This window comes from Paenibacillus sp. FSL H7-0326, assembly GCF_001955535.1.
Lineage (GTDB): Bacteria > Bacillota > Bacilli > Paenibacillales > Paenibacillaceae > Paenibacillus > Paenibacillus shunpengii.
The window spans coordinates 1,474,501-1,491,354 of record NZ_MPVN01000001.1; the positions used below are offsets into that span (position 1 = coordinate 1,474,501).

Below are 16,854 nucleotides of genomic sequence, written 5' to 3' on the forward strand. Positions count from 1 at the left end.
TTATTCAGACAGTCTTGCTTCAAGCTTCGCTTTTTCTTCTTCATATCCAGGCTTGCCAAGCAGAGCAAACATGTTCTTCTTGTAAGCTTCAACCCCTGGCTGATCAAATGGATTTACGCCAAGCAGGTAACCGCTGATGCCGCAAGCTTTTTCAAAGAAGTATACCAGATATCCGAACGAATATGGAGTCATATCTGGAATATTTACGATAAGATTCGGTACTTGTCCGTCTGTATGCGCAAGAAGTGTTCCTTGGAACGCTTTTTTGTTAACGAAGTCCATCGTTTTGCCTTCCAGGAAGTTCAGTCCATCCAGATCATCCGGATCGGATTCAATTGTAATATGGCTCGGAACCTCTTCGACTTGAATAACCGTTTCGAAGATATTACGGCTTCCTTCCTGGATAAATTGGCCCATGGAGTGAAGATCTGTAGAGAAGTCAACAGAAGCAGGATAGATTCCTTTGAAATCCTTCCCTTCGCTCTCGCCGTACAGCTGTTTCCACCACTCGGATACGAAATGCAGGGACGGCTCGTAGTTGACGAGAATCTCTGTGCCTTTACCTTTACGGTACAGTGCATTACGAACAGCAGCATATTGATAGCTTTGGTTCTCGGCAACGTTCGGATTGCTGTACTCTTTCGAAGCGTCTGCAGCACCTTGCATCATTTCTTCAATATTAATACCCGCTGTAGCAATCGGAAGAAGTCCTACCGCAGTAAGAACCGAGTAACGGCCGCCTACATCGTCTGGAATGATAAAGGACTCATAGCCTTCCTCAGTTGCGAGCTTCTTGAGTGCACCCTTCGCTTGGTCTGTCGTTGCATAGATCCGTTTGCGAGCTTCTTCTTTGCCATATTTCTTCTCAAGCGCTGCGCGGAAGATACGGAAAGCGATTGCCGGTTCCGTTGTCGTACCGGATTTGGAAATGACGTTCACGGAGAAGTCTTTGCCTTCGATAAGCTCAAGCAAATGGTTGACATATGTAGAGCTGATATTGTTACCTGCGAAATAAATCTCAGGAGTTTTGCGTTTCTCTTTTGGCAGCTCATTATAGAAGGAATGGGACAGCATTTCGATTGCTGCGCGTGCACCCAGGTAAGAACCGCCTATTCCGATAACGATCAGCACCTCAGAGTCGCTTTGAATCTTCGCAGCTGCTTTTTGAATACGAGAGAATTCCTCTTTATCATAATTGGTTGGCAGGTCGATCCAGCCAAGATAATCGGACCCTGCACCTGTCCCGTTATGAAGCTGTTCATGTGCAAGACGAATTGGCTCGGCGAAATAATCCACCTCATGCTGCCCAACAAATTCAAGTGCTTTACTGTAATCAAACGTTACTTTTTTTGCCATGATTATAATTACCTCCCTATAAAGTTGATTCCTCAGTAAACCATGAAATCTAAGCCAAGGAACAACTTATGACTTAGAATACTGTAAATTGTATAAGCTGGCAAGTTAACAGGCATCCAGCATTCTGCAACGAATGAAGCCTATGACAGGGCTGGAGCTGTGACGCCTACATGACAATAGTCACGTTATTTTAAAAAGGGTAAAGCTGCCGAATGGGCAGCTTTACCTATTTACTTAAGCTCTTGTTGTGTCAGCTTGTTGTCAATTACAGCAACGCTTTGATGCGGCTGACTACATTCTCAACAGTGAAGCCATATTCTTTAATTACGCGATCGCCAGGCGCAGATGCACCGAATGTAGAGATTCCGAGGATATCCCCAGCGTCGCCAACATATTTCTCCCAGCCCATTGGATGAGCCATTTCAATTGCAAGACGAGCTTTAACATCCGGAAGAATAACGGATTCTTTGTAAGCTTTGTCTTGTTTCTCGAACAGATCCCAGCTAGGCATACTGATAACACGTACGGAAATGCCTTCTTCGGCAAGTGCTTCTTGTGCTTTCACTGCAAGCTGAACTTCGGAACCTGTAGCAATGATTTGTGCAACAGCTTTACCGTCTTTTGCCTCGGATACAACGTACGCTCCGCGTTTGATTCCTTCACGAGCAGCGTCTGCTGTTCCAGCAAGGATCGGCAGGTTTTGACGAGTCAATACCAGAGCTACCGGATTTTTCTTGTTCTCTACAGCATAAGCCCAAGCTGCAGAAGTTTCGTTTCCGTCAGCAGGACGAATCACAGTCAGGTTAGGGATAATACGCAGGGAAGCAAGCTGCTCGATCGGCTCATGCGTAGGACCATCTTCACCAACAGCGATACTGTCATGTGTCAGAACATAAGTTACAGGCAGATTCATAATTGCAGACAAGCGTACAGCTGGACGCAGGTAGTCTGTAAATACGAAGAACGTACCTCCGAACACTTTAACGCCGCCATGCAGTGCCATACCGTTCATTGCTGCTGCCATACCGAACTCACGTACACCGAAGTAGATGTTGCGGCCGGAGTAGTCTGCAGGTGTGAACTGTGCAATGTTGTTCAGGTGTGTCATTGTAGAGCTCTCCAGGTCAGCAGATCCGCCTGTGAGGTTAAGAACATTTGGAGCCAGTCCGTTCAGTGCATTACCGGAAGCAACGCGAGTGGACACTGCCTTGTCTTCAGCACTGTATTTAGGAAGGTCGCGATCCCATCCTTCTGGAAGCTCGCCAGCTACTGCTGTTTCGAACTGAGCTGCAAGCTCAGGGTATGCTTTTTTGTACTCAGCGAACTTCGCATCCCATGCTTTGTTCGTTTCAATACCGCGCTCTTTAACTTGTGCGAAATGAGCACGAACTTCGTCTGGAACGAAGAAATCTTCTTCGTATACCCATTTGTAGAAATCTTTAGTCAGCTTCGCTTCCTCAGCTCCAAGTGGAGAACCGTGAGTACCGCCATGACCGCCTTTACCTTGTTTGTTCGGGCTGCCGTAACCGATAACCGTCTTCACTTCAATCAGCGTTGGACGGCTGAGATCCGCTTGAGCTTCCTTGATTGCTTTTTCTACCGCAGGCAGATCGTTTCCGTCTTCTACGCGAAGAACTTGCCAGCCGTATCCTTCAAAGCGTTTTTGTACGCTTTCTGAGAAGGAAAGGTTCAGTTCACCATCAAGGGAGATGTCGTTGGAATCGTACAAGACTACAAGCTTGCCGAGCTTCAGGTGAGACGCCAGGGATGCTGCTTCATGAGAAACGCCTTCCATGAGGTCGCCGTCGCCGCAGATCGCATAAGTAAAGTGGTCTACGATATCAAATTTATCTTTGTTATAAGTCGCACCCAGCTGAGCTTCAGCCATTGCCATACCTACTGCCATTGCAATACCTTGTCCAAGTGGACCTGTAGTCGCGTCAACACCCGCAGTGTGACCAAACTCAGGGTGACCTGGAGTCAGGCTTCCCCATTGACGGAATTGCTTGATTTCTTCCATCGGAAGATCATATCCGCTCAGGTGCAGCAGGCTGTATAGAAGCATGGAGCCGTGTCCAGCAGACAGCACAAAACGGTCACGGTTGATCCAAGTCGGATTCTCCGGGTTATGATTCATTGTTTTTGCAAACAATTGATAACCCATAGGGGCAGAACCCATTGGCATACCCGGATGACCGGATTTGGCTTTCTCGATTGCGTCAATCGCTAGAGTACGTACTGTAGTAATAGACAAGTTATCGATTGTCGAATTTTCATCCTTGTGAATGCTTTGTTCTTTGGTTTGTTGATCAGTCATTTTTTGTCCTCCTCATAATCTCAAAAAAGATGTCAGGATAAGCAAACGGACTTACGCTCAGGCGACTTAAAACTTAACTTAAAATGACAAACGAGTTGATTTAAAGCAAGTTAATCCGCTTGAATGTTTCAATTTGACTTATTCGTTTGCTATTGTATCACTTCACGTCCTGTTTTTCCATACCGTTCTTCACATCCAATAAATTTCATCTTCCACACATCGACAAAAGTATCTCCTTTTTGGAGAAAAGCATACCTGATTGAATGGATTACAGCGGATAAAAGAATAGGCAATCAAGAATAACAAACTTTTAGATAAGCATTAGGCATAAGCTCTTATTAAGAGACTTCACTTCTACATTATCTGACTTTTATTAAATCAAGACAAACTCCGCGTAAAAGAATCCATTTCATGACCTTTAATCAGCTGAAACAAGACAAAAATCTCTGGGGCACAAACCGTTTTGGTTCGCAAACACAAACCGTTTCGGGTCACATAGCAAAAAAATCGCCGCGGCTCACGACACCGGGCGATTCTCTATACCATTTCGATCTATATACTCTTATTTGAAAAATTCAAGGCATTATGAATTCGGTTCAACTTCATTAAAATACAACTGTCTTGTTCTCATGAACGAGAATACGATCCTCTACATGCCATTTTACAGCTCTCGCAAGGACAACTCGCTCAATATTGCGGCCGATTCGCTTCAGTTCAGGAACATCATCCCGATGGCTCACACGTTCAACGTCCTGTTCAATGATCGGTCCTCCATCCAGCTCTTCCGTTACGTAATGCGCTGTAGCACCGATCAGCTTAACTCCCCGTTTGTAAGCTTGGGCATAGGGCTTGCCGCCGACAAATGCAGGCAGGAAGGAATGATGAATATTGATGATGCGATTGCGGAAATGCTCGATAAATGTTGGCGAAATGATCTGCATATAACGGGCAAGAATAATGACATCGATGTCGGCGCCGATCACTTCAAGCTGGCGTTGTTCGGCTTCTTTTTTGGTATCCGGTGTGACCGGAATATGATGATAAGGAATACCGAAGGATTCCACATAATCCTTCATATCTAAATGATTGCTTACAACCAGCGCAATGTCAGCATCCAGATCACCGGCTTGCCATTGCCAGAGAAGCTCTACCAGACAATGATCCTCTTTGGACACGAAGATCGCCAGCTTTTTCCTGCGGCTCACGCTGGAGATTTTCCATTCCATTTTGAACTGGGAAGCAATGGCTCCAAAGTCAGACTCTAGCTGCGGAAGACGATCCTTCAGCTCAGACAGATCGAATTCTACGCGCATGAAGAACATGCCGCCATCCGGGTCCATTGAATATTGATCAGATTGAACGATGTTTGCTCCATGCTCGAATAGAAATTTGGAGACTGCTGCCACGATTCCCGGAGCATCCGGACAAGAAATCAGCATTCGAGCACGATCCGGGTGTTCGTGTGCCGGGTGTGCTGGTACGTTTTTAGTATGAATATCCATTGTAGAAAAATTCTCCCCCTTGATATAAGTGACTCCTATGCTTTGACCATAGCTTCCTTGCCTGCGAGCCAGGCAATCAGGCGATGATTGAGTGCCTCTTCAGACAGCTCAGGGAACAGATCCGCACCTGCAGCAAGATCATATAGACGCTCCAGCGGTTCCCGCGGGTCAGCCTTCTTGGCTTTGGCATCATTCTTAAGCACAGTCCATGTGTCTAGAATAAAGCTGCGTGAATGAATGTCCTGTCCGCTGAAGAAATGCTCCAGCTTCTCCACATCTCCCCAAAAAGCTTCGCCAAATCGTTCTGTTACATTGCCGCGAAGCAGTGCAATTTCCGCTTCATACATCGGACGCTGCGTCTTCGCATCTTTACCGATCCACGGCGTTTCAAGAATGAACGGACGGCCAGCAAGCAGCTCATGATGCACGATACGATGAATAGTATCATAGCCAATCCAGCCAGAGCCGATCGGAGCATGCCTGTCCTTCCGCGCACCTGTAGGGTTCTTGCTGTCGTTGATGTGCACTACAGCGATTCGATCTAATCCTACTGTGCGGTCAAACTGCTCAAGCACACCATCCAGATCATTCACGATATCATAGCCTGCATCATGAATATGGCAAGTATCCATACATATGGTCAACCGCTCGTTATGCTCAACTTTGTCAATAATTTGTGCAATCTCTTCGAAGCTGCGGCCCATCTCTGTGCCTTTGCCCGCCATCGTTTCCAGGGCAATGTTGACATCCGTTTCACGCACGCCGTTCAGCACCTCGTTCAAGCCTTCGGCAATACGCTGAATACCATATTCTGCATCCTTGTCTGTAAAAGCACCCGGGTGAAGAACAATGTTCTTTACCCCGATCGCGTGGGTACGACGAATCTCTTCCTGCAGAAAGCTGACCGCAAGCTCATAAGTATTGTCCTTGTATGAGCCCAGGTTAATAATGTATGGTGCATGGACTACAATTTCCTCGAAGCCTCCGCTAAGCATGGCTTGCTTGCCTTCTTCGATAAACATTGTCTCCATTGGTTTACGGCGTGTATTTTGCGGAGCTCCTGTATATATCATGAACGATGAAGAACCGTAGCTAGCCGCTTCTTCCGTTGCTGTCAGCAGACCCTTGCCAGAAAAGGAAACATGGGAACCTATTTTAAGCATCGTAATTTACTTCCCCCTATAATTTAGGATTTAGGATGATCGTGCACTATTTCAGTTAATAGAATGAACACAAGTTGTGTATCCACAGATTATTGCTTATTGTAACTTGATTAAGGAGGTCAAGCAATATCATCAAGAATGGAAAGTGCTCGAAGAAGCTATCGAAAAAGAGTCCTATGTGCGCTATAATTTCTATAACAGGTCATTTTTTACAATAAATCTTCGGTATTGTCTCATGAAAAGTTCATTTACCTGAATCTATTTCACAATACTTTGACTGCTCTTATGTAGAATTGATATCTGCATTTTTTGATGAGTTATGAAATGGATTCACATATTTATGTCATTTTAAACCTGCTAGCTTTATTTTATATCGTGTTCGTTCTCATTTCTGCGGCCTGTCTCTTATTCTATTAAAAGTTAGAGGTGAAGCATATGGACATTCTCTTGTTAAATAATTTGTTAACACGGTCTGCCCCCAGCAACTGGTTCATGAACTCCATTGCATTTTGGACCTTTGTCCTGTTAGGTTCTATGGTTATTGGCGGATTTTTTATGTTTCGCAAATTTCTGAAGGTGCTTCCAAAGGCCGACGGTAAATCTAAGCTGGACTGGCAGAACCACTGGGTCGAGTCAAGCCGGCACTTGTGGACAGAGGATGCCAAGGCATTCTTGGACGAGCTGGTACAGCCGGTTCCTGGCCCCTTCCGGGATATCGCGAAGCACTCGATTGCCGCCGAGATTGGAAAGATCGCTTTGGAGAGCGGTGCTTCCGAAGTTACTCGTGATCACTGCATCAAGGGATATATTGTGGCGACACCTTCCAGAGACAATAAATTTCTGGTTCATTTTCTCGACAAGAAGCAGATCGATTATCAGCCATACAAACATTTAATGAATAAATAAAGTGTGAGCAATAATTATGGAGATTACATGAAATTTTCAATCATCTACACGCTTGTTGGTTCTCATTTTAATGGAATAAGGTAATATTTCTTAAACAACCGTCAGCCTCTGTATAAGGTTGTCTTGGGTTTATTAGCAATGAGTCCAAGGGAACCCTGATGCAGAGGTTTGTCTTTTTTCTATGTCAGGGGGACGAAAGGCCATGAAGTATGCAATCAGTGGAGGAACAGGATTCATAGGAAGCCATCTCGCCAATCTATGGCAAGAACAAGGCCATCAGGTTATGATCATTACCCGTAATGCTGATAAGGCAAGAGATTCTGCGAACCGTGGAATTTCTTATGTCACTTGGGAGCAGATCAAAAAGGACCCCAGCACACTGGAGTCCTTGGACGGAGTCGTTAATTTGGCCGGAGAAAGTCTGAACCAGCGCTGGACCGACAAAGCCAAGCAGAGGATTCTTCAGTCTCGACTGGATTCGGTTCACCAATTGGCTGATGTGTTAGATCGATTGGAATACAAGCCGAAGGTTATCGTGCAATCCTCCGCGATCGGCATATATGGAACCTCAGATACAGAAATATATACGGAAGCCTCCTTAATTGAGCCTGTAGATTTCTTATCTGAGGTGTGCGTTCAATGGGAGAATGCAGCCAAACAGAGATTGAACTATTCCAGATTAGTTATTGTAAGAACCGGTCTTGTGTTAGGCAGTAAAGGCGCCTTTCCACTCATGCAGCTTCCGTATAAGCTAGGCGTAGGCGGACCGATTGGCAGTGGAAGACAGTACATGTCCTGGATTCATATTGCGGATATGGTGCGATTGATTGATTTTGCGGTTCAGCAGGAGCAAGTTTCCGGCCCACTGAATGCTACCACTCCTCATCCGGTCAACAATGATGAGTTCGGCAAAATGATCGGGCAAGTTCTCCATCGGCCCCACTGGTTCCCTGTGCCTTCCTTTGTACTAAAGACAGTCCTGGGTGAAATGTCTGTCCTTATACTTAAAGGACAGAAAGTCCTGCCAGAGAAGGCACAGAATTACCAGTTTACATTCAAATATCCCGAGCTCTCTGAGGCCATTACGCATGAGTTACGAGGTTAACTTAGCTGGAATTTTTATGATGCGACATCCTCAGATGAAAAGTATACTTTGCCCTGGCTATTACGAAGCTGTCTCCATCTTGGAGAATGTATTCTTTGTAGGGGACCATTGCTTCATCCTGAAAAAGAGTCCCGTTCACTGAATTTAAATCTTTGAGGACGTAACCTGAATCCGATCTGCTAATCTCTACATGAGCACGGGAAGCACCTGTTCCTGCTTCGACATAGCTTGCGACGTCATTAGACCTTCCGATAATGAAGCTGCCTCTGCCAACAGGGATTGTGTCTACATTCCCTTCTGGTGAGCAGCGTTCCAGATAAGCTATACTTTCATTCGACGTACTTGAGCCTGCCGCCTCCTGCCCCATCTCAGATAAAAGTACCGTGGCTTGTACTTTTGCGGCAGAGAGGATCTGGGTGTTATGCTTCAGCGAATCATAGTAGCTGGTATCAGAGCCTTCACTAGCTTCTTCTACAGCTACATTTAAATGATCCATCGCGGTTTGATGCACATTGAATTGGCTATGAATTGTGTCTTTCGAAGTTTCAAATAATGCCGGCTCATTCGCTAATGCATTCACAGGCCCGAGGCCGGCATCCGCTACCAGACTTCCCCCCTTATTCCATCGCCACCACTCGCGAGAGTCCCCCTTCTTCTTAACGGCAAACCAGTCCTTTGATGCTGATCTTGTGGACGAAGGATCTCCTGTATCGACCTCTGAAGATTTTACTGTAAATGGCAGACGAATCCCTTTAGCAAATAAATAAGCCAGAAGGATGAATACGATGGTAATCAACGTACATAGGATTAATCCCGTAGAAGTGGGCCGATCCATGTAAATAAACCTCCAAACAACCGATGAAGCGAGCAGACAACCAAGCCAGTAGTACATTGGATTCACAGGCTTCTTCACCTCATCCACGTCTGATATTGAGAACGGATCGTTATCCTTCTCTTCATAGGCTGGCGTATCAAATGCTGCAAAAATAGAGCCACCTGCAGCTAGCGAACCATCCAAAGGCAGCCTCATATCCTGCTCATTTGAACTAGCAGACTTATGTGCCTGCATCTTCTCCCGCTGCTCAAATGCATGGTCCTGTGGATCATGTGACTGTTTAGGCAGTGCAAAAGCATGATCAGTATGTTGAAATAGAGCATTAAGATGCTCTGATTGAGAATTTCCTTGATGTGACACTATAGTGTGTGACATTGGACGTATTTCTCGCAGGCTCTGTGCTTGTGGGGCTTGCCCTTTAGCGCTCCGTGTATGTGAGCCGTGTGTCGACTCTAGTCTGCTTGCTTCAGAGCCCTGACCTTGGTAGCCGCTTGCTTGTCGTACTGAAGAAATGCTTGCTCTTGCCGAATAATGATCAGCTGCTTGAAAGCTCTGTAAATTACGCATGTCATGCACTTGAGATGTGCCGCCTAACGAATGCTCTGTCATCAATTCAAGCAGCAGCTCGTTTAATGCAGACAGGCTAAAATGATCAGCGGCACATAATTGCAGCACATTTTGCAGTCCGTTCCCCTTTAATTCTGTAACATAAGGCATTAATCTAACGATCAGCTGGTACAGCTGTTCGGAGACCTTCTCCTGATCAGGCTGTGCTTGAAAGGGCACATAGCAAATCTTGATCTTCCCCTCTTCCAGTTCACCTTCCATAAACATATAATCCTCATGCAGCAGGAATTGACGTTCATCCAGCATGTACAAACGACTGTCGATCAAAGTATGCGTGATCTGTAACAGCAAATGATAAAATGCAGAAAGTGTTACCCTTTCACTTTTCACCAAGTGAGAGAGCATTTTACGTCCTGTAATATCATAGCTGAATGTGATCGTGCCATCGATATCTCTAATCTGCATTCTCAAGTGACCTGGAATCTCGTTATGCATGATCATGTTTACTTGAACCTGGCTCAAGTCGCTGCTTGCCATGCCTCCCTGCTTCTCTACGATCATTAACACTCTATCATTATGTATAAAATCTCTGGATAGCCCCTTCATGGCACCTCTCCTTCATTTCCGCTGAGCATTTTGATGTGTATACCCTTTATTTAAGAGCTAAAGGTATGATGAAATTAATTCTAGTAATGAAAACTTTGTATATAAGCAATGATTGCGCCGGGAAGTACAGCAAGCATAAAGGGAAATCGAAGCGATGCCTCCGCCCTGTTGGTCTTTATAACGCCAGCGTTTTCCGTCTTGCCGTCATAAACGGACCGCTTATATTTCTGTCCGAACATTAAGAAGTCGAGGCTTCTTCTCATTCTGATTACAAATTCTCTTCTCCACATCAAGATCAGAAAACCAATAGCGCCAGATATAAGGATGGAATACAGCATGACTTGCATTGTGAACAAGACCCCCGTCCATGCTCCTATACCTCCAAAAATCTTAACATCTCCTGCCCCTACCGCACCTAGAACGTACAATATCATCATGAGTCCGAAGCCCGCTCCAAAGCCAATAGCCGCCGTGCTAAAGCCTGCAAGGCCTCCCATGATTATATGTACGATCAAGCCGCTCAGTATTGAAGATATCGTCAATATATTAGGTATCCGCATTGACCGAATATCCGTTATAAACGCCGCAATAACAAAACCTCCGCAAGCGATGTAAGCGATCTCCATTGCTAATCCTCTCTTATCATGATCTCTTGACAACATCAAACATAACTTCAATTCTTGCACCGTCACTAGTTTCGATCACAAATGGCCATGTCCCAGGTGTTGTTCTCGTTCCTACAAACCATGTCCATTCCACGTATCCATTCTCGTCCGCTGTAGCCCAGCCCACATGCTGCGCTGTACTTTCTCCTGTCTTGTAAAAGACAGATAGGTTGGCTGAGGCGCCCGGTGTTATTTTGGCACGTATCGTCGCTTGACCGGCTACATAAGCGGGATTCGGCTTGGCAATAATCTCTACACTGCCTTTAGTACCGCTATCCCCATTCGTCCCCTTATTCTCTTCGTCTGTAGCTCCAATCCAGACCCTTTCCGTTGCACCTGCTTGAACCCTCAAGCTCTTATTCAGAAAAGGAACTTTGATCGGTAATTCGTAGGTAAGCTCTATACCAAAATAAGGATTGGACTTGTCCTGAAGATTAGGAATATCTACTCCATTCACATGCAGAGAATCGTATTCCAGTATCGTATTCTCAATTACCGGTTGAATTAATGGTTTAATAACTGGATCTAGAACTGCCTCCGATATGGAAGTCTGGAGATGATCCAGCGGCTCTTGTCCACTGGAAGCGGCCATGGAAGCCCATGATCCGATCGGGTCAGGCAGCGTGGCTGCATATTCAGTCACCCAATCCGTCAATGACAGCTTGGGCATGAGTCCTTCGGTAGTTGAGTCTCCGGGCAGAACCTCTCCTAAGCCTGAATCTACTGAGCCTGCAGATTCGATGGCAATGGCTACAGGATAGATATGTGATGATATTTTTTTGACAGTCTCGGAAGCTGCTGTCTGCAATGCGGTTGAGAACAATGTCATCTGAACAAAGTAGATCAAGAACACAATAAAAAATATAAAAACAGGTAGAACTAAAGAAGCTTCAACAACAATGCTGCCTCGGTCATTTCTGTCTTGATCATCACTGACATGATCCTTTCCAACACGCTGGACAATATCATCCTCGGGTTTCAGCTTAGACCCTCGACTCTTCCATGCATTTATCATAATCGTCAAACCCCTAATTCCTATGGTTATGAAGCAGTTATGAAGCAGCGATTAAGTTAATAAGCATAGTCTGACTGGAGTGAAACGTAAATGTGTCCATCCTCTATTCGATCGGCGCTGCCACTCACGGTTCCTAGTGCGCTCATTATGCCAGGCAGAAACCACAGCCTCATTTTCATTTCAGCCTGGCTAGCTGCATACGTGTAAGTCTTGTTAAGGTCGATCTTGGTGTTCAGACGAATAATCGCACTCATACGAGACAGCTTCTTATCGTTATTGCTGTGTGCCAATAAAAACAATCGAAGATGATCTCTATATGTAATGGAGATCTGCTTCGCATACTTGGACAGCTCTACTCGACCATCGTCCGCCATCTTTTGCATATCAGCGAGGGCTTCCGTCAGACCATGCAGAATAGCTTTGGATAATACGAGCAGTGGATTTCCAAGCTTGCTGTTCTCCACCAGTCCCTCCATTGTTCTAATCGCTAGCCGAATCGTAAATACCTCGGTATAAGCAGCGACTATATTCCCGTATGCATTGTGAAATCCATAAATGATGTACTCCAGCTCCTGACTTTCCGGAAGAAAAAACGTTTCTGGGCTCATCGTGCTATTATTCATATTACTGCCAGCAATCAACGATAAATTGACTGATTTGAAGTAATGCATAGCGTACTCATTCTGATAAAGCTCATCACTTATTACATCAAGGAGATTCGACATTCCTCCGAATAATTGATCCATATCTGCCATCGCTTCACCTCCGGCATCATAGGGATCCGTTGCAATTTGCTTCTCTGAAGAATCTGCGCCGCTTGCCTGGTTCTGATTAAAGCTAATGTTTTCGTTATAATATCCTTCCAGCTGCTTGAATTGCTCTGTCGCCTTCTCAATTCCGGCTGTAGCCACCAGAAGCTTGATTCTGTTCTGTGCTTCCTTCAGTTTCTGTTCTGACTGCTTGTCCACCTTCGCTCTTTCCTTGTCTGCGGAATGGTAATCGTCGATCTGCTTCGCTGCCTGATCAATCACATTTCCTCCGCCGGCTGCAGTATACCTCGTGATATATTGCTGGATTTGACGGTTCGCAGTCAGGACATACTGTCTTTTACGATGAGATTCTCCATCGCTCAGTTGACTAATTGAGGTGGCGGAGGTAGAAATCGCTTGGTGAGCCGTCTTATAATCTCCTAGCTGGTCGGCATGACTACTTATAAACTCAGTGAACTCCGAGTCCTTCCGGACTAACTGGTCCGTCTGCTTACGAAGATCATCACCGAAGCTGCCAACACCGGAGGGTGAAGCTCCTGCTCCCGGTGTCTTGGCCTTGCCAACTTTATCGTAAGCGGCATTAGCGGCTCTCATCTCACCTTCTTTAATGACCTGCTTCATCTGTTCATTTATACTCTTGGCTTCTTCGATTCGATCATTCGCTTGACTTAACGCCTGCTCATGTTTATTGAGAGCTTCCTGATTCTCACGATTAATACTTGTCACAATCCGATTCACATCTGATCGATATTCGCTGAGCTCAAATATATAGATTCGGTCAAGCGGTTCTCTGGCCTCATCTTCCATGTATTTTGAGTAATAATCACGGTATTTTGCTGCGGCATCCGCTGCGCTTCTCATAGTCCCTCCCAGCGGACTGTCACTAAAGTAAGTACTTGGCGGATCCATCACCAATTCGGCCAAGGTTAGAGCCGTTTTTGCGGCTTCCCTCCGTTTATGGATAGCCTCTTCAAGCAGACGTTCACGCTTGTCATACAGCTTCTGGAGCTTCCGCAGGACATCCACCGAATGCGCAGCCTGCTTCATTTCAGCTGATAACGGTTTGAATCTGGACACGGCCTCCACCATGAAGTCTACCGGTGCCTTATATTTCATCTCCTCTTGAATTTGCTGATTGAAGTTCTCGAATTGTCCAAGCTCCCGCTCAAGAGAAAGTCCAGATTGAACCACCTCCATACCGATTAAAGGAAACCCTTCCGCATGCGGTGTAGGCTTCGTACTGTCATTTAATACTTTCGCAAGAACATAGTCCCCCTGCTCCCCCTCATGTGCGAACAGTCCGTATCTTTGCTGAAGCTCTGGAATATAAGAGGACATCACGGACCGAGCCGCAGCATGTGCTAGTCTCTCAGCCTGTACTTTCATCGCAGCAATCCGGGCATAATCAACAAATACAGCAACAAACAAGAACACGACGGCAAGAACCATTGCCAAAAATATAGTCACCGCTCCGGACTCAGATTCACCTCGTCTAAACAACATGTTCACATCCCAGCAAATTTTTGCAAAACCTGTGCGATCTCCGAAGGATCACCTGGTGTACCCATCCCTGAAAATCTCGCTCCGTAATACCGCATAAGCTCGACATTTCGAATGAATTCATCAGGTTCTACAACCGTGGATTTGCCTGAATGTTGTATCCGTGGATCACCTGAGAATAAAAAATCGAGCATAGGCAGCCTCACATTTTGGTTCAGCTTGGTCCACACTTGACGGTCGAGCATCTGATTCGCGTATTCCATCTGACCACTGTACAACACAGGCAGAGCTGCACCGGATTGACTCAGCTTCTTCATTGGCAGCTCTTCACTTTCAGCTCCTCCAGGGAGCTCCATTGTTGTAATTTGACCACCGCTGGCTGAACCGAATAGCGCGCCAATCATATGATCGTCAGCAAAACGCCAATACAGAGGATCGGTTTCCCCTTCCGGGTAGGATCCAGTCTTAGCGTCCTTATGACTGTTATCCCAGCTGTATGAGGCACGTTCTGACGCTGCTGAAGCATACTGCAGAAGTGCTGATTTCTGGTACAGCAGCACACAAAAAAACATGAGTACACATAACGACAACAGAATGACGGGAAATACGAGAGAAGCTTCAATCGTGAAGCTCCCCTCCTCTCCTTTCAGATGGCCGCAGCCTTTAGAAGAATTCATTACTTTTGCTCGTAACACTCTCAAGCAAATTCTCAACCAAAGCCTGAATCTGATCCTTAAAAATAAGAGCTACGATCAAGATCACACCTATAATGAGGATCATCTCAAGTGTCCCTAGCCCATCCTCTTCGTTCCAAAAATCTGTCAGTTTGCGCTTGAATAATGCTAACATTATCGTATCCCCCTATAAATTCATCATCATAAATGACGGAGCTCCAACCATAACAACAATGACCAAAAAGATCACCACCATTGGAAATACAAGCTTGGAAGAAGCTTGTTCACCACGTGTTCTGCTGAGTGATTTACGCTTGTCCCACAGCACTCTGGATAGATCACGGAGCGAGAGGACAAAATCTCCCCCGCCTCGTCTAAAATTGAGAAGTACGGTCGTGGTAAATATGGAAACCTCCTGCACTCCACAACGTTTGCTAAACTGCTCAAATGCCTGTTGAAAAGAGTACCCGTTGTTCCACTCTCCCACCATCTGACCCAGCTCGATATAGAGCGGGTGAGCAGATCCTTTCTTTCGTTCCGTGCAATGTAAAATCGCTCTTTGCACCGTTTCGCCGGCGCTAACGAGCAGGACAATTTTGTTCAGAAATTCTGGAAGCTCCATTAAGATATCCTGCTCCCGCAGCTTAACCTTGTGATGCAGATCCTTCATTTGGGCAAACGGAATTACGCCTGCAAGCAATGCTCCGGCGATGAGACCCAAAGGATCTCCCTCCAGCACTAGAGTGAGGAGAGCCCCAGCGATCAGAGACAGCCAGCTATAAACGAGCATTTCAGCAATGAACAGTAAGGTCTTCTCATTGCTATGCTTCAGTCCATAGACTCTTTGTACCGAGTGCTGTATCCGGTACACCAGCATGGGCAGCTTTCTGGTTAACTGCAGCTTCTCTATCAACTCTAGAAAAGGAGCATGAAGTCTTCGAAACCGCATACCTTGCATTTCAATAGAATCCAATACGCGGTATCTCGAGCCTGCCCGTTTGTTAAAGATAATCCAGCCTAGAGCGAGTACAACGACAGTAAGAACACTGCATACAATAATCATGGTTCAATCTCCCTACACTCTTACATCCATAATTCGCTGAACCCAGATGAAGCAGCCAAATAGAATAAGAAGTGCAATACTCGATATGATATATCCAGCCCCGGTATAGAGTGGTGTCAGGAAATCAGGTGAAGTCAGACTTAAAAAAATCAAAAATAAGAAGGGTGCTGCAAACATGGCCTTGGATTCAAACTTCTTCTGCGAAATAGTTACAGCGATTTCCTGCTTGATATCCAGCTTCTCTCCGATGACGGATGAGGTTCGGCGCACAACTTCAACCAAGTCACCGCCCGTACGTTTGCAAGTAACAAATACATCTGCGAAATTCGTGATATCCTCCATCTGGGCCCGGTCAGCGAAGTCTCTTAACGCATCTTCAATAGGCTCGCCGTATTCCATTCTAGTACATATGATCATCAGCTCTTTAATGAGATCGTGGTCTGCTTGAGGGTCCAGCATTCGTAGATCATGCACCGCCTCGCGAAAGGCATTCTCAACTGACTTCCCTGCGGCAAGAGATGAGGATAAGGAATACAGCGCCTGTTTAAAATGAAGACTAAGCGCCTCTCTTCTCTTGTTGAGCAGATAGACATTATAGTATTTCGGTGTGAGAAGAGCTGCGGATGACAGGAGCAAACCGAGAGCCCAGTGATGGTAAAACAGATAGCCTATCCCGAAAAACAGAACTGCACTTGCCGCGATACAGCCAGCTCTCTGTCGATAGGACAGATTGTGCTCCATATAGCGCGGAAGCTTCTGATGAGCCGAAGCATTCGCCGTCTTCGCTGTCACCCTCGCGGCTCCCATTTG

At 45.8% G+C, this 16,854-nt stretch carries 14 protein-coding genes; 2 read left to right on the plus strand and 12 right to left on the minus strand.

What is annotated here, in order from left to right; genetic code table 11:
- From BK126_RS07275 to BK126_RS07290, 4 genes are all read right to left on the minus strand, one after another.
- Positions 1–1,356 (minus strand): glucose-6-phosphate isomerase, encoded by a 1,356-nt coding sequence (locus BK126_RS07275; protein ID WP_076311936.1) that lies wholly within the window; start codon positions 1,354–1,356, stop codon positions 1–3.
- 265 nt (positions 1,357–1,621) lie between these two features.
- Entirely contained in the window at positions 1,622–3,673 is a 2,052-nt protein-coding gene (tkt, locus tag BK126_RS07280; protein WP_076311937.1) for a transketolase, read from the minus strand.
- A 605-nt stretch (positions 3,674–4,278) separates the two neighbouring features.
- Complete coding sequence (gene purU / locus BK126_RS07285) at positions 4,279–5,175, minus strand: formyltetrahydrofolate deformylase (RefSeq protein WP_076311938.1); 897 nt, start codon at positions 5,173–5,175, stop codon at positions 4,279–4,281.
- A gap of 35 nt (positions 5,176–5,210) precedes the next feature.
- Positions 5,211–6,338, minus strand: a complete 1,128-nt coding sequence (locus tag BK126_RS07290; protein WP_076311939.1) for a deoxyribonuclease IV — start codon at positions 6,336–6,338, stop codon at positions 5,211–5,213.
- A gap of 435 nt (positions 6,339–6,773) precedes the next feature.
- Here BK126_RS07290 and BK126_RS07295 point away from each other — a divergent pair, with 435 nt between their 5' ends.
- Both BK126_RS07295 and BK126_RS07300 read left to right on the plus strand, forming a co-directional pair.
- Positions 6,774–7,244, plus strand: a complete 471-nt coding sequence (locus BK126_RS07295; protein ID WP_076311940.1) for a DUF2621 domain-containing protein — start codon at positions 6,774–6,776, stop codon at positions 7,242–7,244.
- 202 nt (positions 7,245–7,446) lie between these two features.
- Positions 7,447–8,349 (plus strand): TIGR01777 family oxidoreductase, encoded by a 903-nt coding sequence (locus BK126_RS07300; protein WP_076311941.1) that lies wholly within the window; start codon positions 7,447–7,449, stop codon positions 8,347–8,349.
- A gap of 1 nt (position 8,350) precedes the next feature.
- Here the strand turns inward: BK126_RS07300 and BK126_RS07305 are convergent, their stop codons facing one another.
- The 8 genes from BK126_RS07305 to BK126_RS07340 form a co-directional block, all read right to left on the minus strand.
- The gene (locus BK126_RS07305; RefSeq protein WP_076311942.1) at positions 8,351–10,357 is read right to left on the minus strand and encodes a DUF6382 and FHA domain-containing protein; all 2,007 of its coding nucleotides are present in this window, start codon (positions 10,355–10,357) and stop codon (positions 8,351–8,353) included.
- Between the two features lie 80 nt (positions 10,358–10,437).
- Entirely contained in the window at positions 10,438–10,983 is a 546-nt protein-coding gene (locus BK126_RS07310) for an A24 family peptidase (RefSeq protein ID WP_076311943.1), read from the minus strand.
- 16 nt (positions 10,984–10,999) lie between these two features.
- The gene (locus tag BK126_RS07315) at positions 11,000–12,037 is read right to left on the minus strand and encodes a TadE/TadG family type IV pilus assembly protein (RefSeq protein ID WP_083655756.1); all 1,038 of its coding nucleotides are present in this window, start codon (positions 12,035–12,037) and stop codon (positions 11,000–11,002) included.
- A gap of 56 nt (positions 12,038–12,093) precedes the next feature.
- Positions 12,094–14,310 carry a hypothetical protein gene (locus BK126_RS07320; protein ID WP_076311944.1) on the minus strand — a complete coding sequence of 739 codons (2,217 nt, stop codon included), beginning with the start codon at positions 14,308–14,310 and terminating at the stop codon, positions 12,094–12,096.
- A gap of 2 nt (positions 14,311–14,312) precedes the next feature.
- Positions 14,313–14,984: a TadE family protein gene (locus tag BK126_RS07325; protein ID WP_076311945.1), complete on the minus strand. Its 672-nt coding sequence runs from the start codon at positions 14,982–14,984 to the stop codon at positions 14,313–14,315.
- Positions 14,971–15,156: a Flp1 family type IVb pilin gene (locus BK126_RS07330; RefSeq protein WP_076311946.1), complete on the minus strand. Its 186-nt coding sequence runs from the start codon at positions 15,154–15,156 to the stop codon at positions 14,971–14,973. The genes BK126_RS07325 and BK126_RS07330 overlap by 14 nt, the downstream gene beginning before the upstream one ends.
- Positions 15,157–15,168: 12 nt before the next feature.
- A complete protein-coding gene (locus BK126_RS07335; protein WP_076311947.1) occupies positions 15,169–16,044 on the minus strand; it encodes a type II secretion system F family protein in 876 nt (291 codons plus the stop codon).
- 12 nt (positions 16,045–16,056) lie between these two features.
- Complete coding sequence (locus BK126_RS07340; protein ID WP_076312588.1) at positions 16,057–16,851, minus strand: type II secretion system F family protein; 795 nt, start codon at positions 16,849–16,851, stop codon at positions 16,057–16,059.
- Positions 16,852–16,854 lie beyond the last annotated feature (3 nt).